30 protein-coding genes are annotated in these 16510 nt (G+C 68.6%); 2 read left to right on the forward strand and 28 right to left on the reverse strand.

Going from position 1 to position 16510, the window contains the following annotated elements; all coding sequences use genetic code 11:
* Both NJ376_RS25240 and NJ376_RS25245 read left to right on the forward strand, forming a co-directional pair.
* Nucleotides 1-696: Bug family tripartite tricarboxylate transporter substrate binding protein (locus tag NJ376_RS25240; protein WP_252956093.1), on the forward strand; the 696-nt coding region annotated here is incomplete at its 5' end.
* A gap of 265 nt (nt 697-961) precedes the next feature.
* The gene (locus NJ376_RS25245; RefSeq protein WP_252956095.1) at nt 962-1828 is read left to right on the forward strand and encodes an FkbM family methyltransferase; all 867 of its coding nucleotides are present in this window, start codon (nt 962-964) and stop codon (nt 1826-1828) included.
* A gap of 226 nt (nt 1829-2054) precedes the next feature.
* Here the strand turns inward: NJ376_RS25245 and rplQ are convergent, their stop codons facing one another.
* From rplQ to NJ376_RS25385, 28 genes are all read right to left on the reverse strand, one after another.
* Complete coding sequence (rplQ, locus tag NJ376_RS25250) at nt 2055-2486, reverse strand: 50S ribosomal protein L17 (RefSeq protein WP_252956096.1); 432 nt, start codon at nt 2484-2486, stop codon at nt 2055-2057.
* Nucleotides 2487-2512: 26 nt separating this feature from the next.
* Complete coding sequence (locus tag NJ376_RS25255; protein ID WP_252956098.1) at nt 2513-3529, reverse strand: DNA-directed RNA polymerase subunit alpha; 1017 nt, start codon at nt 3527-3529, stop codon at nt 2513-2515.
* An 82-nt stretch (nt 3530-3611) separates the two neighbouring features.
* Complete coding sequence (rpsK, locus tag NJ376_RS25260; protein ID WP_149536183.1) at nt 3612-4013, reverse strand: 30S ribosomal protein S11; 402 nt, start codon at nt 4011-4013, stop codon at nt 3612-3614.
* 1 nt (nt 4014) lies between these two features.
* A complete protein-coding gene (gene rpsM / locus NJ376_RS25265; protein ID WP_252956100.1) occupies nt 4015-4392 on the reverse strand; it encodes a 30S ribosomal protein S13 in 378 nt (125 codons plus the stop codon).
* A 293-nt stretch (nt 4393-4685) separates the two neighbouring features.
* Nucleotides 4686-5348 carry an adenylate kinase gene (locus NJ376_RS25270; RefSeq protein ID WP_252956102.1) on the reverse strand — a complete coding sequence of 221 codons (663 nt, stop codon included), beginning with the start codon at nt 5346-5348 and terminating at the stop codon, nt 4686-4688.
* Between the two features lie 21 nt (nt 5349-5369).
* Nucleotides 5370-6728, reverse strand: a complete 1359-nt coding sequence (gene secY, locus NJ376_RS25275; RefSeq protein WP_252956104.1) for a preprotein translocase subunit SecY — start codon at nt 6726-6728, stop codon at nt 5370-5372.
* Nucleotides 6729-6844: 116 nt separating this feature from the next.
* On the reverse strand, nt 6845-7339 hold the full coding sequence (rplO, locus tag NJ376_RS25280) for a 50S ribosomal protein L15 (protein WP_252956106.1): 495 nt from the start codon (nt 7337-7339) through the stop codon (nt 6845-6847).
* Nucleotides 7340-7349: 10 nt separating this feature from the next.
* Nucleotides 7350-7535 carry a 50S ribosomal protein L30 gene (gene rpmD / locus NJ376_RS25285; RefSeq protein ID WP_252956108.1) on the reverse strand — a complete coding sequence of 62 codons (186 nt, stop codon included), beginning with the start codon at nt 7533-7535 and terminating at the stop codon, nt 7350-7352.
* Complete coding sequence (gene rpsE, locus NJ376_RS25290; protein WP_252956111.1) at nt 7528-8172, reverse strand: 30S ribosomal protein S5; 645 nt, start codon at nt 8170-8172, stop codon at nt 7528-7530. The genes rpmD and rpsE overlap by 8 nt, the downstream gene beginning before the upstream one ends.
* Before the next feature lie 11 nt (nt 8173-8183).
* Entirely contained in the window at nt 8184-8546 is a 363-nt protein-coding gene (rplR, locus tag NJ376_RS25295) for a 50S ribosomal protein L18 (protein WP_256476587.1), read from the reverse strand.
* A complete protein-coding gene (gene rplF, locus NJ376_RS25300) occupies nt 8546-9079 on the reverse strand; it encodes a 50S ribosomal protein L6 (protein ID WP_149536175.1) in 534 nt (177 codons plus the stop codon). The genes rplR and rplF overlap by 1 nt, the downstream gene beginning before the upstream one ends.
* 14 nt (nt 9080-9093) lie before the next feature.
* A complete protein-coding gene (gene rpsH, locus NJ376_RS25305; protein WP_252956113.1) occupies nt 9094-9492 on the reverse strand; it encodes a 30S ribosomal protein S8 in 399 nt (132 codons plus the stop codon).
* Nucleotides 9493-9502: 10 nt separating this feature from the next.
* Nucleotides 9503-9808: a 30S ribosomal protein S14 gene (gene rpsN / locus NJ376_RS25310; protein ID WP_252956115.1), complete on the reverse strand. Its 306-nt coding sequence runs from the start codon at nt 9806-9808 to the stop codon at nt 9503-9505.
* Between the two features lie 50 nt (nt 9809-9858).
* Nucleotides 9859-10533, reverse strand: a complete 675-nt coding sequence (rplE, locus tag NJ376_RS25315) for a 50S ribosomal protein L5 (protein WP_252956116.1) — start codon at nt 10531-10533, stop codon at nt 9859-9861.
* On the reverse strand, nt 10530-10850 hold the full coding sequence (gene rplX / locus NJ376_RS25320; protein ID WP_252956118.1) for a 50S ribosomal protein L24: 321 nt from the start codon (nt 10848-10850) through the stop codon (nt 10530-10532). Before rplX ends, rplE begins: the two co-directional genes overlap by 4 nt.
* A gap of 3 nt (nt 10851-10853) precedes the next feature.
* Nucleotides 10854-11222: a 50S ribosomal protein L14 gene (gene rplN, locus NJ376_RS25325; protein ID WP_252956120.1), complete on the reverse strand. Its 369-nt coding sequence runs from the start codon at nt 11220-11222 to the stop codon at nt 10854-10856.
* The gene (gene rpsQ / locus NJ376_RS25330; RefSeq protein ID WP_252956123.1) at nt 11219-11491 is read right to left on the reverse strand and encodes a 30S ribosomal protein S17; all 273 of its coding nucleotides are present in this window, start codon (nt 11489-11491) and stop codon (nt 11219-11221) included. The genes rplN and rpsQ overlap by 4 nt, the downstream gene beginning before the upstream one ends.
* Nucleotides 11492-11507: 16 nt before the next feature.
* The gene (gene rpmC / locus NJ376_RS25335; RefSeq protein ID WP_252956125.1) at nt 11508-11723 is read right to left on the reverse strand and encodes a 50S ribosomal protein L29; all 216 of its coding nucleotides are present in this window, start codon (nt 11721-11723) and stop codon (nt 11508-11510) included.
* 5 nt (nt 11724-11728) lie between these two features.
* The gene (rplP, locus tag NJ376_RS25340; RefSeq protein WP_252956126.1) at nt 11729-12148 is read right to left on the reverse strand and encodes a 50S ribosomal protein L16; all 420 of its coding nucleotides are present in this window, start codon (nt 12146-12148) and stop codon (nt 11729-11731) included.
* A 12-nt stretch (nt 12149-12160) separates the two neighbouring features.
* Nucleotides 12161-12838, reverse strand: a complete 678-nt coding sequence (rpsC, locus tag NJ376_RS25345) for a 30S ribosomal protein S3 (RefSeq protein WP_252956127.1) — start codon at nt 12836-12838, stop codon at nt 12161-12163.
* Nucleotide 12839: 1 nt separating this feature from the next.
* Entirely contained in the window at nt 12840-13241 is a 402-nt protein-coding gene (gene rplV, locus NJ376_RS25350; protein WP_252956128.1) for a 50S ribosomal protein L22, read from the reverse strand.
* A gap of 1 nt (nt 13242) precedes the next feature.
* A complete protein-coding gene (gene rpsS, locus NJ376_RS25355; RefSeq protein WP_252956129.1) occupies nt 13243-13521 on the reverse strand; it encodes a 30S ribosomal protein S19 in 279 nt (92 codons plus the stop codon).
* A 5-nt stretch (nt 13522-13526) separates the two neighbouring features.
* Nucleotides 13527-14363: a 50S ribosomal protein L2 gene (gene rplB / locus NJ376_RS25360; protein WP_252956130.1), complete on the reverse strand. Its 837-nt coding sequence runs from the start codon at nt 14361-14363 to the stop codon at nt 13527-13529.
* 4 nt (nt 14364-14367) lie between these two features.
* The gene (locus NJ376_RS25365; RefSeq protein ID WP_252956131.1) at nt 14368-14688 is read right to left on the reverse strand and encodes a 50S ribosomal protein L23; all 321 of its coding nucleotides are present in this window, start codon (nt 14686-14688) and stop codon (nt 14368-14370) included.
* Nucleotides 14685-15305, reverse strand: coding sequence for a 50S ribosomal protein L4 (gene rplD / locus NJ376_RS25370; RefSeq protein ID WP_252956132.1), 621 nt, complete (start codon nt 15303-15305; stop codon nt 14685-14687). The genes NJ376_RS25365 and rplD overlap by 4 nt, the downstream gene beginning before the upstream one ends.
* Nucleotides 15306-15317: 12 nt before the next feature.
* Nucleotides 15318-16004, reverse strand: coding sequence for a 50S ribosomal protein L3 (gene rplC / locus NJ376_RS25375; protein WP_252956133.1), 687 nt, complete (start codon nt 16002-16004; stop codon nt 15318-15320).
* Between the two features lie 22 nt (nt 16005-16026).
* Nucleotides 16027-16335 carry a 30S ribosomal protein S10 gene (gene rpsJ / locus NJ376_RS25380; protein ID WP_007004401.1) on the reverse strand — a complete coding sequence of 103 codons (309 nt, stop codon included), beginning with the start codon at nt 16333-16335 and terminating at the stop codon, nt 16027-16029.
* 18 nt (nt 16336-16353) lie between these two features.
* The coding region (locus NJ376_RS25385; RefSeq protein WP_456309890.1) for an EF-Tu C-terminal domain-related protein at nt 16354-16510 on the reverse strand (157 nt) is incomplete at its 5' end.

Below are 16510 nucleotides of genomic sequence, written 5' to 3' on the forward strand. Positions count from 1 at the left end.
TGGGATGCCTCCTCCCATCTGGTGAACCCGAGCCTGATGAAGGGCCTGCCCTTCGACTATGCCAGCTTCACCCCGATCTCCCAGGTGGTGACCTTCCCCGGCGTGCTGGCGGTGAAGGCGGATTTCCCCGCGCGGAGCGTCGCCGAGTTCATCGCCGCGGCCAAGGCGAAGCCGGGCAGCATCAGCGTGGCGACACAGGGCAATGCCACGGCCGGGCATCTGGGCCTGGTGGATTTCGCCCGGCGGGCGGGGATCGAGGTGGTGCACGCCCCCTATCGCGGCGGCGCCGATGCGGCGCGGGACCTGGCGGCGGGGGTGGTGGATGCCGCCTTCATCACCACCGTCAGCGCCGGGCCGGTGGTGGATAGCGGCCGGGCGCGCTTCCTGGCCGTCTCCACCCTGCAGCGGGTGCCGAGCCGGCCGGACGTGCCGACCCTGGCGGAGAGCGGCTTCCCCGGCTTCGATTCCAATGAATGGGTGGCGCTGTTCGGCCCCGGCGGGCTGCCGCAGGAGATCGTGCAGGCGGTGCATGCGGCGCTGGTGGAGGCGCTAGCCGATGCGGGGGTGCGGCAACGCCTCTCCCAGATCGGCGCCGTGCCGGTGGGCAGCAGCCCGGAGGTTTTCGCCCGCTACGTGGCGGAAGGGCGGGTGACGATGGGCCGGCTGGTGCAGGAGGCGGGGATCCGGCTGGAGTGAGCCCGGCGCGAGGCGGTGCGGCGGCCGGTTCGGCCGCCGCAGGCGCGGGCGGCGCCGGGCCGTCCCCGGCCGACGGCGCCTGCCGCGGCTTGGCCATGGAAACCACAAGCCGGGGCCGCCATGGCGCCGCGCAGCGGCGGCCTAAGGGCCCAAGGAGTGCCAACAAGGTCTTCCCGGGCGGCAGGCCCCGGCCCTAACGCTTCCGTAAGCCTCTGCCGCTACCCCGGCATTGCGACCACCTCCCGACACGGGAAAAACTCCCGCCATGAGCAACACCATGCTGCGCTGGCTCAGCCGCTCCGAGCCGCATGTGCCACCGGCCGTCCCCGCCCGAAGGCGGGAGACCTATTGCTATCTCGGCGACCACCGGGCGCTGACCGTCACCCATCGCGGCCACAAGATCTTCCTCGATACCAACGACATCGGCATGACGCCGCATATCGCGCTCGACGGCGTGTGGGAGCGGGAGGTGGAGATGCTGCTCGGCCGGCTGCTGCGGCCGGGGGCGAAGGCCGTCGAGGTCGGTTCCAACATGGGCTACCACACCCTGGCCATGGCAGAGGCGATCGGCGCTGCGGGGCATATCCATGCCTTCGAGGCCAACCCCGTCGTCCTGCCCCTGTTGCGCGCCACCATCGCGGTGAACGGCTTCGCCCCGCGGGTGACACTGCATCCCGAAGCGGCGCTGGATACGGCCGGGATGGTGGAGTTCACCTCCGACCCCGAGCATATCGGCAGCGGCCACCTGGCCGTGCTTGGGGAGGGGACCAACTATTCCCGCCGGGTGAGCGTGAAAGCAGTGACGCTGGACGAGGCGCTGCAGCGCCGCGGCCCCCTCGACCTGCTGCGCATGGACGCGGAGGGCACGGAGCCGCAGGTGCTGCGCGGCGCCGCGACCCTGCTGCGGGAGAGCCCGGAGCTGGTCATCGTCACCGAATGGTCGGCGCCGATGATGGCGGCGCGCAGCGACCTCGGGGCCATGATCTTCTGGCTGGAAGAGATGGGCTTCCGCTTCTGGTGGCTGGGTGCCGAGGCGCGGCTGGAGCCGGTGGCCACCGCCGCCCTGCCGGAGCTGCCGCATGGCGAGGTGATCATCGCCCGCAGCCTGCCGGGGGGGCTGTCTCCGGCCTGATGGACGTGCCTCGCCCCGTCGGTTGGGACCGCTCCAGGGCATTCGCTGGAAGCCGCTGCAGCCCTGTGGCGGCTGGGCCGCCGGTTGCGTCGCCCGGCCTGCCGCAGCGACGGCCAGCGTGGCGACGGGTTGCCGTGAAGCGACCGACACCGGCCGCCGCCCCGCCAAGAAAAAGGCGGCAGGTTGCCCCGCCGCCTCTTCGCCATCCTGATCCGAGCGGCGTGGCTCAGCCCTGCGGCTGCTCGCCCTCTTCGGTCGTCGCCGCCGGCTTCGGGCCGCTGTCCTGGCCCTTCGCGGAGACATCGCGTTCCACCAGCTCGATCACCGCCATGTCGGCGGCATCGCCGTAGCGGATGCCGGCCTTCAGCACGCGGGTATAGCCGCCCGGCCGCGCCTTGTAGCGCTCGGCGATGGTGGTGAAGAGCTTCTCCACCACCTTCTCGTCCATGAGCTGGGCATAGGCCTGACGCCGCGCATGCAGACCGCCGCGCTTACCCAGGGTGATGATGCGCTCCACATAGGGGCGCAGCTCCTTCGCCTTGGGCAGGGTGGTGGTGATCTGCTCGTGCTTCAGCAGGCTGGTCGCCATGTTGCGGAACATGGCGAGCCGATGGGTGGAGGTGACGCCGAGCTTCCGGCCGGCAATTCCGTGACGCATTGTTCTCTGTCCCTAGGGTGCCGTGCTCAGAAAGGCTCTTCCAGCTTCTTCGCCAGGTCTTCGATGTTCTCCGGCGGCCAGCCGGTGACCGTCATGCCGAGGCCGAGCCCCATGGAGGCGAGAACCTCCTTGATCTCGTTCAGCGACTTGCGGCCGAAATTCGGCGTGCGGAGCATTTCCTGCTCGGTCTTCTGCACCAGATCGCCGATATAGACGATGTTGTCGTTCTTCAGGCAGTTCGCCGAGCGGACGGAGAGCTCGAGCTCGTCCACCTTGCGGAGCAGGTTGCGGTTGAAGGGCAGGTCGTCCCGCTCCTCCTCCACCTTGCGCTCGCGCGGCTCGTCGAAGTTGATGAAGAGCTGCAGCTGGTCCTGCAGGATGCGGGCGGCGAGCGCCACCGCATCCTCCGGCGCCACGGTGCCGTCGGTCTCGACGTTCATCACCAGCTTGTCGTAGTCGGTCACCTGGCCGACGCGGGTCGGCTCCACGCGGTAGGCCACGCGGCGCACCGGGGAATAGATGGCGTCCACGGGGATGAGGCCGATCGGCGCATCCTCGGGCCGGTTCATCGCTGCGGGCACATAGCCCTTGCCGGTCCCGACGGTGAGCTCCATGGAGAGCTTCGCACCGTCATCGAGGGTGCAGATGACGAGATCCGGGTTGGCGATCTCGATATCGCCCGTGGTCTGGATCTGCCCGGCGGTCACCTCGCCCGGGCCGGTGGCGGTGAGGGCGAGGCGCTTCGGCCCTTCCCCCTGCATCCGGATGGCGAGCTGCTTCACGTTGAGGACGAGGTCGGTCACATCCTCCCGCACGCCCTGGATGCTGCTGAACTCATGCAGCACGCCGTCGATGCGGATGGCGGTCACGGCCGCGCCCTGCAGCGAGGACAGCAGCACGCGGCGCAGCGCATTGCCCAGCGTCATGCCGAAGCCACGCTCCAGCGGCTCGGCCACGATGGTCGCCACGCGCTCGGGGTCCGCCCCGACCTCGACGCCCAGCTTCTCCGGGCGAATCAGCGACCGCCAATTCCTCTCGATCACGTCCTATCTCCTCTCGCCCCGAAGCTGCGCCGATGCCGGCGCGTCGCGGGCCGCGCGTCAGGCGCGGCCGCGGCAACGCGTCTCAGACGCGGCGGCGCTTCCGGGGGCGGCAGCCATTGTGCGGAATGGGCGTCACGTCACGGATGGCGGTGACGTAGAAGCCCACCGCCTGCAGCGCGCGCAGCGCCGACTCGCGGCCCGAGCCGGGACCGCTCACCATGATCTCGAGCGTCTCCATCCCATGCTCGCGCGCCTTGCGCCCGGCGTCTTCCGCGGCGACCTGAGCGGCATAAGGGGTGGACTTCCGGCTGCCCTTGAAGCCCTGGCTGCCGGAGGACGACCAGGCAATGGCATTGCCCTGGGCGTCCGTGATGGTGACGATGGTGTTGTTGAAGGAGGCGAGGACATGCGCCACGCCGGAAGAGATGTTCTTCCGTTCCTTCTTGCGGGGGGCGCGGGCGCCGCCGCGGGGTTCGCGGGCCATCCTACTTCGTCACCTTCTTCTTGCCGGCAATCGCCACCGCCTTGCCCTTGCGGGTGCGGGCATTGGTGTGGGTGCGCTGGCCGCGCACAGGCAGGCCGCGGCGGTGGCGCAGGCCGCGGTAGCAGGCCATGTCCATCAGCCGCTTGATGTTCATCGCCACTTCGCGGCGGAGGTCGCCTTCCACCCGGTACTCGCGGTCGATCAGCTCGCGGATGCGGAGGATCTCCTCATCCGTCAGCTGGTTGACCCGGCGTTCTTCCGGGATGTTCAGCGCCTTGCAGATGTCGAGCGCGTTCTTCGGCCCGATGCCGTAGATGTAACGCAGCGAGATCGGCACCCGCTTGTTCGTGGGAATGTTGACACCGGCGATGCGCGCCACTGCTTAGCTCCTGGGGCCCCGGCCCCTGCTTCCGCCCCCGGGACAGCCCTGAAGCCGGCCCGAGAAGCGCCCTGACGAAACCCTGGGCCACCCTGCCCCGGCCTTGCTGCCGGCGCCTTGCGGCCCCACCCTTCCTGGTCACCGGACACCCGCGCCGCCGGGGCGCAAAGGGACGGGGCCAGCGTTGAAACGGCTGCACGCGCGGACGGGCAGCCCGGCAAGGGGGTGCCCGGTCCACGGGAGGCGCGGACTATAACGGCCGCCCCCCTCGCGTCAAGCCCTGAAACATCCGGCTAGGCCCTGGCCGGCGGCGGGCCGAGGATCGCCTCGATCTGCCGTCCGACCTCCGCCATCTCAGCCATGCCGTCCACGACACGGAGGATGCCCTTCGCGGCGTAGTAAGGCAGCAGCGGGGCGGTCTGGCGGTGATAGGCCTCCAGCCGCGCCGCCACCGTCTCCGCCTTGTCATCCGCCCGGCGGCTGAACTCCAGGCTGCCGCAGACATCGCAGACCCCCGGCTTGGCCGGCTGCTTGAAGCGGTCGTGATAGCCTTCGCCGCATTTGGCGCAGGTGAAACGGCCGGAGATCCGTTCGACCAGCGCCGCGTCGTCCACCTGCAGCTCGATCACGTGGTCGAGCGGCATGGATTTCTCCCGCAGCATCAGGTCCAGCGCCTCGGCCTGCGGCACGGTGCGGGGGAAGCCGTCCAGGATGAAGCCCGCCGCCACATCGGGCTGGGCCACCCGGGCGGCCAGCATGGCGATGATGATGGCGTCCGGCACCAGCTCGCCGCGCTCCATGATGGCCTTGGCCTGCAGCCCGATCTCGCTGCCGGACTTCACCTCGGCCCGCAGCATGTCGCCGGTGGAGATCTGGCGCAGCCCGTAGCGCTCCTCCAGCCGCTTGGCCTGAGTCCCCTTGCCGGCACCCGGCGGTCCCAGAAGGATCAGCTTCATGCGTCTCTCCCCTTGCGGCCGCTACCGGGGTCGCGGCGCGCCGCGGCCGCCGAGACGCGATTTCCGGATCAGCCCCTCATACTGATGGGCAAAGAGGTGCGACTGCACCTGGGCCACCGTGTCCATCGTAACGGAGACGATGATGAGCAGTGAGGTGCCGCCGAAATAGAAGGGCACGCCGTAATGGCTGATCAGCAGCTCCGGCAGCAGGCAGACCAGGCAGAGATAGAGGGCGCCAATCGCGGTCAGCCGGGTCAGCACGCGGTCGAAGTAGTCGGCGGTGTTCTGGCCGGGCCGGATGCCGGGGACGAAGCCGCCATACTTCTTCAGGTTATCCGCCGTCTCCACCGGGTTGAACACCACGGCCGTGTAGAAGAAGGCGAAGAAGATGATCAGCGCCACATAGAGCGCCATGTAGAGGGGCTGCCCATGCGCCAGCAGGTTGGTGACGGTGGTCAGCCACCCCTCCCCGTTCGGGTCGCCGGAGAAGCCGGCGATGGTCGCCGGCAGCAGCAGCAGGGAGGAGGCGAAGATCGGCGGGATGACGCCGGCGGTGTTCAGCTTCAGCGGCAGGTGGGTGCTCTCCCCGCCGAACATCCGGTTGCCCACCTGGCGCTTCGGATACTGCACCGGAATGCGGCGCTGCGCCCGTTCCATGAACACCACCAGCGCAATGACGCCAAGGGCGATGGCCAGGAAAATGATGATGAACACGGTGGAGAGCGCGCCGGTGCGGCCGAGCTCCAGCGTCGCCACCAGCGCATGCGGCAGGTTGGCCACGATGCCGGCGAAGATGATGAGCGAGATGCCGTTGCCGACCCCGCGCGCAGTAATCTGCTCGCCCAGCCACATCAGGAACATGGTCCCGCCGACCAGGGTGATGACGCAGGAGAGGCGGAAGAACCAGCCGGGGTCGTGCACCGCCGGACCGAAACTGCCCCGCATCCCCTCCAGCCCCACGGCAATGCCCCAGGCCTGGAAGACGGCGATGAGGACGGTGAGATAGCGGGTATACTGGTTCAGCTTCTTCCGCCCGGCCTCGCCCTCCTTCTTCAGGGCCTCGAGGCTCGGCACCGCCGCCGTCATGAGCTGGACGATGATGGAGGCGGAGATGTAGGGCATGATGTTCAGCGCGAACACCGTCATGCGCCCCAGGGCGCCGCCGGTGAACATGTCGAACATGCCGAGGATGCCGCCGCCATGTTGCGCCAGCAGCTCGCCCATCACCGCGGCATCGATGCCCGGCACCGGCACATAGGTGCCGATGCGATACACGATGAGCGCGCCGAGGGTGAACCAGATGCGCTTCTTGAGCTCGGTGGCCTTGGACAGGACGCCGAGATTGAGATTGGCCGCAAGCTGTTCGGCGGCGGAGGCCATGGACCCGAAACCCTCCTCACGGAAGCGGCGCCACCGTCCGGGGGAAGATCCCCCGGCCGTGGCGCCGCTGCCACGCACGCTGATTAGGTAGCTGCCGCCCTGCCGGGCGGCAAGCGTCACGCCTCGGCCGGGGCCGCTTCCGCCGCCTGGGCGGTGACGGTCACGCTGCCGCCCGCCGCCTGCACCGCCGCGATGGCCGCGGCGGAGGCGCCGGAGACGGTCAGGGTCAGCGGCTTGCTGAGGCTGCCCTTGGCCAGCAGGCGGATGCCCGCCAGCTTGCTGCCGGTCCGCACCAGCCCGGCCGCCTGCAGCGCCGCCTCGTCCAGCGTGGCGCCGGCCTGCAGCTTGCCGCTCTCGATCGCCTTCTCCAGCGTCGCCAGGTTCAGCGGCGCGTATTCCTTGCGGAACGGGTTGACGAAGCCCCGCTTCGGCAGGCGGCGGTAGATCGGGAGCTGACCGCCCTCGAACCCGTTCAGCGCCACGCCCTCGCGGGCCTTCTGGCCCTTCACGCCCTTGCCGGAGGTCTTGCCCTTGCCGGAGCCGATGCCCCGGCCAAGGCGCTTGGCCTTGTAGCGCGCGCCCGGATTGTCGCGCAGTTCGTTGAGTTTCATGGCCAGGTCCTCAGCCCACCTTCACCAGATGGGCCACCTTGCGGATCATGCCACGGACCGCAGGAGTATCCTCCAGCTCCCGCGACCGGTGCAGCTTGTTCAGGCCGAGGCCGATCAGCGTCTCCCGCTGGCCGGGCTTGCGGCCGATGGGGGAGCCGATCTGCGTCACCTTCACGGTGGGCTTCTGCTCAGACATTGGTCGCCTCCGCCGCCGGGGCCTCGGCCGCCTGGTCCTTGCGCGGGCCGAGCAGGTCGGAGACCTTCTTGCCGCGCCGCGCCGCCACCGCCCGGGGGGAGGTGGTGCGCTGCAGCGCCGCGAAGGTCGCCTTGATCATGTTGTGCGGGTTGGTCGAGCCGGTGCACTTGGCGACGACGTCGCCCATGCCCAGCGTCTCGAACACCGCGCGCATCGGGCCGCCGGCAATGATGCCGGTGCCGGCCGGGGCCGCGCGCAGCGTCACCTGGCCGGCGCCGAACTCGCCGATGACGTCATGGTGCAGCGTCCGGCCTTCCCGCATCGGAACGCGGATCATGGTGCGCTTGGCCTGCTCGGTCGCCTTGCGGATGGCTTCCGGCACCTCGCGCGCCTTGCCCGCGCCCCAGCCGACCCGGCCCTTCTGGTCGCCAACGACGACCAGGGCCGCGAAGCTGAAGCGACGGCCGCCCTTCACCACCTTCGCCACGCGGTTGATGGTGACGAGCTTGTCCTTCAGCTCGTCGCCTTCCTGCCGCTCCTGCCGGTTCTCGCGGTCCCGGTCACCACGGCGCCCACGGCCGCGACGCTCACCGTCGCCACCATGCTCGCCGCCACCGCCATGGGGGGTACGTGCCATCTGTGCGATCCTCAGAAGGACAGACCGCCCTCACGGGCGGCGTCCGCCAGGGCTTTCACCCGGCCGTGGTAGAGATAGGGCCCGCGGTCGAACACCACGAGGCTGATGCCGGCGGCCAAGGCGCGTTCCGCCAGCCGCTTGCCCACCACGCTCGCCGCGTTCTTGTCCGCGCCGGTCTTCAGGCTCTCGCGCAGCTCCTTCTCGAGGGAGGAGGCGGAGGCGAGAGTCCGGCCCTGCGCATCGTCGATGACCTGCGCGTAGATATGCTTGCCGGAGCGGAAGACCGAAAGACGCGGCCGCCCGCCCGACTTCATCCTGAGCTGGTAGCGCAGCCGGGAGCGCCGACGCCCCTGCAGATCGAGCTTGTTCGCCATTACTTCTTCTTACCCTCCTTCCGGAGGATCTGCTCGTTGTCGTAGCGGACGCCCTTGCCCTTGTAGGGCTCGGGGCCGCGATAGGCGCGGATCTCGGCCGCCACCTGGCCGACCACCTGCTTGTCCGCCCCGCTGACCTTCACCGCCGTCGGCCGTTCGCAGACGATGGTGATGCCGGCCGGGATCGGGTAGCGGATCTCGTGGCTGTAGCCGAGGTTCAGCACCAGCTCCTTGCCCTGCACCGCGGCGCGGTAGCCCGTGCCGGTGATCTCCATGGACTTGGTGAAGCCCGAGGAGACGCCGATGCACATGCCGTTGATGAGGCTGCGGGTGGTGCCCCACATGGTGCGAGAGCGGCGGTCGTCCCGGCGCGGCTTCACCGCCACCTGATTGTCCGCGATCTCCACATCCACCTCATCGGTCAGGTCGAGCTTCAGCTCGCCCAGCTTGCCCTTGGCCACCACGGTCCGGCCCTGCAGCGCCACCTGGACGCCAGCGGGCACCGGGACGGGATATTTGCCGACGCGCGACATGCTCTCTCCCTCCCTCAGAACACGCGGCAGAGGACTTCGCCGCCGACATTGGCAGCGCGGGCCTCGTTATCGCTCATCACCCCGCGCGGGGTGGAGAGGATGGAGATGCCGAGCCCGTTGTAGAACTTCGGCAGCTCCTTGATCTTGGAGTAGACCCGGCGGCCCGGCTTGGAGATGCGGGTGATCTCCTTGATGGCCGGCTCGCCCTCGGAATACTTCAGCTCGATCTCGATGTTGCGGACACCGGGACGCAGCTCCTCCACGCGCCAGGCGCGGATGTAGCCTTCCCGCTTCAGCACTTCGAGCACGTCGGTGCGCAGGCGCGAGGCCGGGGCGACGCAGCGGCTCTGCCGCGCGGCCTGGGCATTGCGGATACGGGTGAGGAGATCCCCGAGCGGATCGGACAGCGACATGCGCGCCCCCTTACCAGCTCGCCTTGGTCACGCCGGGGATCTGGCCATTATTGGCCAGCTCCCGCAGCATGTTCCGGCTGAGCTTGAACTTGCGGTAATTGCCGCGCGGGCGGCCGGTCAGCTCGCAGCGCAGGCGCACGCGCACCTTGGCGCCGTTGCGCGGCAGCTGGGCGAGCTTCAGCGTCGCGTCAAACCGGTCCTCGACCGGCAGGGTGCGATCCATCACCAGCGCCTTCAGCGCAGCGCGCTTTTCGCCATGCAGCTTGGAAAGCCGCTCGCGCCGCTTGTTCTTCTCGACTGCCGAAGTCTTGGCCATACGGTTCTATCCTCCGGAACCTGCCCGGCAGGCCGGGCGGTTTTCCAAGATCAATTCTGGAAGGGAAGCTGGAACGCCTTGAGCAGCGCCTTGGCTTCCTTGTCGGTCTTCGCCGTGGTGACGAACTGGATGTCCATCCCGCGCACCGTGTCCACCCGGTCGTAGTTGATCTCGGGGAAGACGATCTGCTCCTTCAGCCCCATGGCGTAGTTGCCACGGCCGTCGAAGCCCCGGTTGCCCGGAATGCCACGGAAGTCCCGCACCCGCGGCAGCGCGATGGTGACGAGCCGGTCGAGGAACTCGTACATCCGCGCCTTGCGCAGCGTGACCTTGCAGCCGATCTGCTGGCCGGCGCGGATCTTGAAGCCGGCGATCGCCTTCTTCGCCTTGGTCCGCACCGGCTTCTGGCCGGAGATCGCCGTCAGGTCCGCCACCGCCGCGTCGAGCTTCTTCTGGTCGCCCGCCGCCTCGCCGACGCCCATGTTGATGACGATCTTCTCGAGCTTCGGCACTTCCATCGGGTTCTTGTACCCGAATTCCTTCACCAGCTCGGCCCGCACCACATCGGCGTAGTAGGTGGCCAGGCGCGGCTTCTCGGCCGGCGACGCCGCGGCCTTGCCGGCCGCCGCCGCGATCTGCGTCCCGCCGCTGCGGCCTTCCTCGCGCCCACCCTCGGCGGGCTTCTTGGCAGCGCCCTTCGGGCCGCCCTTCTTCGAATCGCTCATGCGTCAAGCACCTCGCCGGAGGGCCTCGCCACGCGCACCTTCCGGCCATCCTCCAGGATGCGGAAGCCGACGCGGGTGGCCTTGCCGGTCTTCGGATCGATCAGCGCCAGGTTGGAGAGGTGGATCGCCGCCTCCTTCTCCACGATGCCGCCCGGCTGGTTCATGCCGGTGGGCTTCTGGTGGCGCTTCACGATGTTCACGCCCTGCACCAGCGCGCGTTCCTCATCCGGACGCACCGCCAGCACTTCGCCACGCTTGCCCTTGTCGCGCCCGGTCAGCACCTCGACCGTGTCGCCCTTCTTGATCTTCGCGGCCATGGCCTACAGGACCTCCGGCGCCAGCGAGATGATCTTCATGTACTTCCGCGCCCGCAGCTCGCGCACCACCGGCCCGAAGATGCGGGTGCCGATCGGCTCGCCCTGCTTGTTGATCAGCACGGCCGCGTTGTTGTCGAAGCGGATCGCCGTGCCGTCGATGCGCCGCACCGGATAGGCGGTGCGGACGATGACGGCGCGGTGCACCTCGCCCTTCTTCACCTTGGCGCGCGGAATCGCCTCCTTCACGGAGACGACGATGACGTCGCCCACCGAGGCCGTCTTCCGCTTCGAGCCGCCCAGCACCTTGATGCACTGGACGCGGCGCGCGCCGGAATTGTCGGCGACGTCGAGGTTGCTTTCCGGATGGATCACGACGCCACCGCCTCAGCCGGCGCGGCAATCGGCGCACCGTTCCGCTGGACCACGGTCCAGGCCTTGCGCTTCGAGATCGGCGGGCATTCCTCGATCTGCACGACATCGCCTTCCTTGCACAGGTTGGCCTCGTCATGCGCCGCATACTTCTTCGAGCGCTTGATGAACTTCTTGTAGAGCGGATGCATCACGCGACGCTCGACAAGAACGGTGACCGTCTTGTCCATCTTGTCGCTGACCACCCGGCCCGTGAGGACGCGCTTCGGCATCGCCGCCGGTCTCCCCTTAAGCCTTGGGTTGAGAAGCTGCCGAGCGCTTCCGCTCGTGCAGGACGAATTTGATGCGGGCGATGTCGCGCCGCACCGCCTTGATGCGGCCCGTGGCCTCGAGCTGGCCGGTGGCCCGCTGGAAGCGCAGGTTGAACTGCTCCTTCCGCAGATCGAGGAGCTGGGTCTGCAGCTCGTCCGGCGTCTTCGCGCGGATATCGGCGATCTTGGTCATGACCTTCAGGCCTCCCCGCCGAGGCGGGCGACGATCTTGGTACGGATCGGCAGCTTGGCGGCGCCGAGGGTGAGCGCTTCCCGCGCCGTCTCGGTGGAGACGCCGTCGATCTCGAACATCACGCGGCCCGGCTTGATCCGCGCCACCCAGTACTCCGGCGCGCCCTTGCCGGAGCCCATGCGGACCTCGGCCGGCTTGGTCGAGACCGGCACATCCGGGAAGATGCGGATCCAGACGCGACCCTGACGCTTCATGGCGCGGGTGATCGCGCGGCGTGCCGCCTCGATCTGCCGGGCGGTCACCCGCTCCGGCTCCAGCGCCTTCAGGCCGAAGCCACCGAAGGACAGCGTGAAGCCGCCCTTGGCGACGCCCTTGATGCGGCCCTTATGGGCCTTGCGGAATTTCGTGCGCTTAGGCTGCAGCATGATTCCAAATCCTCAGCGCTGCGGCGCCTGCTCGGCGGCGCGCTTGTCCTGCGCCAGCGGATCATGCGCCAGGATCTCACCCTTGAAGATCCAGACCTTCACGCCGCAGGTGCCGTAGGTCGTCTTCGCCGTCGCCACGCCGAAATCGATATCCGCGCGCAGCGTGTGCAGCGGCACGCGCCCCTCGCGGTACCACTCCATGCGCGCGATCTCGGCGCCGCCGAGCCGGCCGGAGCAGTTGATCCGGATGCCGCCCGCGCCGAGACGCATGGCGGACTGCACGGCGCGCTTCATCGCGCGGCGGAAGGCCACGCGGCGCTCCAGCTGCTGCGCGATGTTCTCGGCCACCAGCGTCGCATCGATCTCAGGCTTCCGGATCTCCACGATGTTCAGCGCCACTTCGGCGCCGGCCAGGCGGGCCATGTCCTTGCGCAGATTCTCGATATCGGCGCCCTTCTTGCCGATCACCACGCCAGGCCGTGCGGCATGGATGGTGACGCGAGGCTTCTTCGCCGGGCGCTCGATCACCACGCGGCTCACGCCCGCGCCCTTCAGGCGGGTGCGCAGCGTGTCACGCAGCTTCAGGTCCTCGTGCAGCAGCTTGGAATAATCCGTATCCGCGAACCAGCGGCTGTCCCAGGTGCGGTTGATGCCGAGCCGGAAGCCGACCGGATTGACCTTGTGACCCATATTACGCGGCCTCCCGCTCTGCCGCCGGCGCGGCCTGCTGCTCCGCCACCACGATGGTGAGGTGGCTGAACCACTTCTCCACCCGGGCGGCGCGACCACGGCCCCGCGCCATGAAGCGCTTCATCACCTGGCTGCGCCCCACCTCGACGCGCGAGACCACGAGCTGGTCCACGTCCAGCTGGTGGTTGTTCTCGGCGTTGGCGATGGCGCTCTCCAGCGTCTTCTTCACCGTCTGGGCGATGCGGCGCTTGCTGAAGGCCAGCGTCGCGATCGCATCCTGCGCCTTGCGGCCGCGGATCAGCCCGGCCGCCAGGTTCAGCTTGCGCGGAGAGACGCGGATGTTCCGCGTCACCGCCTGGGCCTCGGTCTCGGCGAGGCTGCGCTCGTGCTTCGGCTTGCTCATGTCAGCCCCGCTTCGCCTTCTTGTCGGCCGAATGGCCGGTGAAGGTCCGCGTCGGCGAGAACTCGCCGAATTTGTGCCCGACCATGTTCTCGGAGACCTGCACCGGGATGAACTTCTTCCCGTTGTAGACGCCGAAGGTGAGGCCCACGAATTGTGGCAGGATGGTGCTGCGGCGCGACCAGATCTTGATGATCTCGTTCCGCGTCGAAGCCCGGGCGGCCTCCGCCTTGTTCAGCAGGTAGCCGTCCACGAACGGCCCCTTCCATACGCTCCGCGGCATCGCGCTCAGCCCTTCGTCGCGTGGCGGCGCCGAACGATAAGCCCGTCGGTCCGCTTGTTGTTGCGCGTCTTCGCGCCCTTGGTCGGCTTGCCCCAGGGGGTGACCGGATGACGGCCGCCGCTGGTGCGGCCCTCGCCACCGCCATGCGGGTGGTCGACCGGGTTCATCACCACGCCGCGGTTGTGCGGGCGGCGGCCCAGCCAGCGGGAACGACCGGCCTTGCCGATCTGCTGATTGGAATTGTCCGGGTTGGAGACCGCGCCGATGGTGGCCATGCACTCGGCCCGCACCACCCGCAGCTCGCCGGACATCAGCTTGATCTGCGCATAGCCGGCATCCTTGCCGACCAGCTGCACATAGGTGCCCGCCGCGCGCGCGATCTTGCCGCCAGCGCCTGGCTTCAGCTCCACATTGTGGATGATCGTGCCGACCGGGATCGCGCCGAGCGGCATCGCATTGCCCGGCTTGATATCCGCGCGGTCGCCTGCCACCACCGTGTCGCCGGCCTTCAGCCGCTGCGGTGCGAGGATATAGGCCAGCTCGCCATCCTGGTACTTCAGCAGGGCGATCCAGGCGGTGCGGTTCGGATCGTATTCCAGCCGCTCGACCGTCGCCGGCACGTTGAACTTCGCGCGGCGCTTGAAGTCCACGATGCGGTAGGTCTGCTTGTGTCCGCCGCCGCGGAACCGGACCGTGGTGCGGCCGTGGTTGTTGCGCCCGCCGGAGGAGTGCTTGCCCTCCGTCAGGGCCTTCACCGGCGCGCCCTTCCACAGCTCGCTGCGCTTCACCAGAATGGTGCCGCGCAGACTGGGCGTGACGGGATTGAAGCTCTTCAGTGCCATGGCGTCACGCAAGCCCCGTGGTCAGGTCGATGCTCTGGCCTTCGGCCAGCTGCACCATCGCCTTTTTCCAGTCCGAACGCTGGCCGGGCCGGCCGCGGAAGCGCTTGGTCTTGCCCTTCACCACCAGCGTGTTCACCGCCAGCACCTTCACGCCGAACAGGCCCTCGACCGCCGCCTTGATCTCCGGCTTGGTAGCCGAGAGGGGCACGCGGAAGACTACTTGGTTCTTCTCGGAAAGGGCGGTCGCCTTCTCCGTCACCAGCGGCGCGATGATGGTCTGGTACTGCTGCTCCCTGGAGAGCAGCGGCCTTGCGGTCTCGCTCATGCCAGCCGCTCCTTCAGCGCCTCGAGGCCGGCGCGGGTCACGGCCAGCACCTCATGGTTCAGGATGTCATAGACGTTGGCGCCGATGGTCGGCAGCACATGCATATGCGGCAGGTTGCCGATGGCGCGGCCGAAGCCTTCCTCCACCGCGGCATCCACCACCAACGCGCTGCGCCAGCCGAGCGCCTTGAGCTGCTTCGCCACCACGGCGGTCTTGGCGCCGGCGCCGACGGAGGCAGCCTCCAACACCACCAGCTTGCCCTCGGCCGCCTTCTGGCTGAGCGCCGAGATCAGGCCGAGACGCCGGACCTTCTTGTTCAGCGAGTAACCATGGTCGCGCACGACCGGGCCATGCACCACACCGCCGGTGCGGAACTGCGGCGCCCGCAGCGAGCCCTGGCGTGCATTGCCGGTGCCCTTCTGCCGGTACGGCTTCTTGGTGGTGCCGGAGACTTCGCCCATCCCCTTCACTTTGTGGGTGCCAGCCCGCCGCTTGGCGAGCTGCCAGTGCACGACGCGCGCCATGATATCGGCGCGCGGCTGCGCTGCGAACAGCGCCTCCGGCAGCTCGATCTCGCCAGCCGAGCCGTTATCCAGCGTGATGACCGGAACCTGCATCGTCATGAATCCTTAGGCGACGGCCGCAGGGAAGGGCGCATCGGCATGGCGCGCCCGCTTCACCGCGTCGCGCACCAGCACGTAGGCCCCCTTGGCACCGGGCACGGCGCCCTTCACCAGCAGCAGCCCCTTCTCCGGGTCGGTTCCGGCGATCTCAAGGTTCTGCGTGGTGACGCGCTCCACACCCATGTGGCCGGCCATCTTCTTGTTCTTGAAGGTCTTGCCCGGATCCTGGCGGTTGCCGGTGGAGCCGTGCGAGCGGTGGCTGATCGAGACGCCGTGGGAGGCCTCGAGACCAGCGAAGTTCCAACGCTTCATTGCACCCGCGAAGCCCTTGCCCTGGGTGACGCCGGTGACGTCCACCTTCTGGCCCTTCACGAAATGCGCGGCAGAGAGCTTCGCGCCCGCATCGAGCGCCGCATCGGCACCGACGCGGAACTCCACCAGCTTCTTCGGCGCCTCGACGCCGGCCTTGGCGAAGTGGCCGCGATTGGCCTTGGTGACGTTCTTCGGCTTGGCGCGGCCGATGCCGAGCTGCACGGCATCGTAGCCGTCCTTGTCGGCGCTACGGCGCGCGATCACCCGCACCTCGTCCAGGTGGAGCACGGTGACGGGCACGGTGCTGCCATCCTCATTGAAGAGGCGGGTCATCCCCAGCTTCTTAGCGATCAGCCCGGTGCGCCCGGTCTTGGCGGACATGATACCCTACTCCTCCGGGCGATCAGAGCTTGATCTCGACGTCCACGCCGGCCGCGAGGTCGAGCTTCATCAGCGCGTCCACGGTCTGCGGCGTGGGATCGACGATATCAAGCAGCCGGCGATGCGTCCGAATCTCGAACTGCTCGCGGCTCTTCTTATCGACATGCGGGGAGCGGTTCACGGTGAACCGCTCGATCTCGGTCGGCAGCGGGATCGGCCCGCGCACCCGTGCGCCGGTCCGCTTCGCAGTGTTGACGATCTCCCGGGTGCTGCCGTCGAGCACGCGGTGATCGAACGCCTTGAGGCGGATCCGGATATTCTGGCTGTCCATGGTGTGCGGGTCCGCGCCTTACTTCACGATCTGGGCGACGACGCCGGCGCCGACGGTGCGGCCGCCCTCGCGGATGGCGAAGCGGAGCCCCTCATCCATGGCGATCGGCGCGATCAGCTCGACATCCATCGTCACGTTGTCGCCCGGCATCACCATCTCGACGCCTTCCGGCAGC

The organism is Siccirubricoccus soli (genome assembly GCF_024178315.1).
GTDB lineage: Bacteria > Pseudomonadota > Alphaproteobacteria > Acetobacterales > Acetobacteraceae > Siccirubricoccus > Siccirubricoccus soli.

What these genes read in the sequence shown, in the direction of transcription:
- rpsK (WP_149536183.1), bottom strand. Translation starts at nt 4,013, where the DNA reads ATGGCCCGCGAACCCCGCGGCGGCGCCCGCGCCCCCCGCAAGAAGGAA.
- rpsC (WP_252956127.1), bottom strand. Translation starts at nt 12,838, where the DNA reads ATGGGTCACAAGGTCAATCCGGTCGGCTTCCGGCTCGGCATCAACCGC.
- rpsS (WP_252956129.1), bottom strand. Translation starts at nt 13,521, where the DNA reads ATGCCGCGGAGCGTATGGAAGGGGCCGTTCGTGGACGGCTACCTGCTG.
- rplX (WP_252956118.1), bottom strand. Translation starts at nt 10,850, where the DNA reads ATGGCCGCGAAGATCAAGAAGGGCGACACGGTCGAGGTGCTGACCGGG.
- rplO (WP_252956106.1), bottom strand. Translation starts at nt 7,339, where the DNA reads ATGAAACTCAACGAACTGCGCGACAATCCGGGCGCGCGCTACAAGGCC.
- rpsN (WP_252956115.1), bottom strand. Translation starts at nt 9,808, where the DNA reads ATGGCCAAGACTTCGGCAGTCGAGAAGAACAAGCGGCGCGAGCGGCTT.
- rpsQ (WP_252956123.1), bottom strand. Translation starts at nt 11,491, where the DNA reads ATGCCGAAGCGCGTCCTCACGGGCCGGGTGGTCAGCGACAAGATGGAC.
- rplD (WP_252956132.1), bottom strand. Translation starts at nt 15,305, where the DNA reads ATGCAGGTTCCGGTCATCACGCTGGATAACGGCTCGGCTGGCGAGATC.
- rplC (WP_252956133.1), bottom strand. Translation starts at nt 16,004, where the DNA reads ATGTCCGCCAAGACCGGGCGCACCGGGCTGATCGCTAAGAAGCTGGGG.
- rpmC (WP_252956125.1), bottom strand. Translation starts at nt 11,723, where the DNA reads ATGACCAAGATCGCCGATATCCGCGCGAAGACGCCGGACGAGCTGCAG.
- NJ376_RS25365 (WP_252956131.1), bottom strand. Translation starts at nt 14,688, where the DNA reads ATGAGCGAGACCGCAAGGCCGCTGCTCTCCAGGGAGCAGCAGTACCAG.
- rplP (WP_252956126.1), bottom strand. Translation starts at nt 12,148, where the DNA reads ATGCTGCAGCCTAAGCGCACGAAATTCCGCAAGGCCCATAAGGGCCGC.
- rplB (WP_252956130.1), bottom strand. Translation starts at nt 14,363, where the DNA reads ATGGCACTGAAGAGCTTCAATCCCGTCACGCCCAGTCTGCGCGGCACC.
- NJ376_RS25245 (WP_252956095.1), top strand. Translation starts at nt 962, where the DNA reads ATGAGCAACACCATGCTGCGCTGGCTCAGCCGCTCCGAGCCGCATGTG.
- rpsH (WP_252956113.1), bottom strand. Translation starts at nt 9,492, where the DNA reads ATGTCGCTGTCCGATCCGCTCGGGGATCTCCTCACCCGTATCCGCAAT.
- rplR (WP_256476587.1), bottom strand. Translation starts at nt 8,546, where the DNA reads ATGGCGAACAAGCTCGATCTGCAGGGGCGTCGGCGCTCCCGGCTGCGC.
- rplQ (WP_252956096.1), bottom strand. Translation starts at nt 2,486, where the DNA reads ATGCGTCACGGAATTGCCGGCCGGAAGCTCGGCGTCACCTCCACCCAT.
- rpsJ (WP_007004401.1), bottom strand. Translation starts at nt 16,335, where the DNA reads ATGGACAGCCAGAATATCCGGATCCGCCTCAAGGCGTTCGATCACCGC.
- rpsE (WP_252956111.1), bottom strand. Translation starts at nt 8,172, where the DNA reads ATGGCACGTACCCCCCATGGCGGTGGCGGCGAGCATGGTGGCGACGGT.
- secY (WP_252956104.1), bottom strand. Translation starts at nt 6,728, where the DNA reads ATGGCCTCCGCCGCCGAACAGCTTGCGGCCAATCTCAATCTCGGCGTC.
- rpmD (WP_252956108.1), bottom strand. Translation starts at nt 7,535, where the DNA reads ATGTCTGAGCAGAAGCCCACCGTGAAGGTGACGCAGATCGGCTCCCCC.
- NJ376_RS25270 (WP_252956102.1), bottom strand. Translation starts at nt 5,348, where the DNA reads ATGAAGCTGATCCTTCTGGGACCGCCGGGTGCCGGCAAGGGGACTCAG.
- rplF (WP_149536175.1), bottom strand. Translation starts at nt 9,079, where the DNA reads ATGTCGCGCGTCGGCAAATATCCCGTCCCGGTGCCCGCTGGCGTCCAG.
- rplE (WP_252956116.1), bottom strand. Translation starts at nt 10,533, where the DNA reads ATGAGCGATTCGAAGAAGGGCGGCCCGAAGGGCGCTGCCAAGAAGCCC.
- rplV (WP_252956128.1), bottom strand. Translation starts at nt 13,241, where the DNA reads ATGAGCAAGCCGAAGCACGAGCGCAGCCTCGCCGAGACCGAGGCCCAG.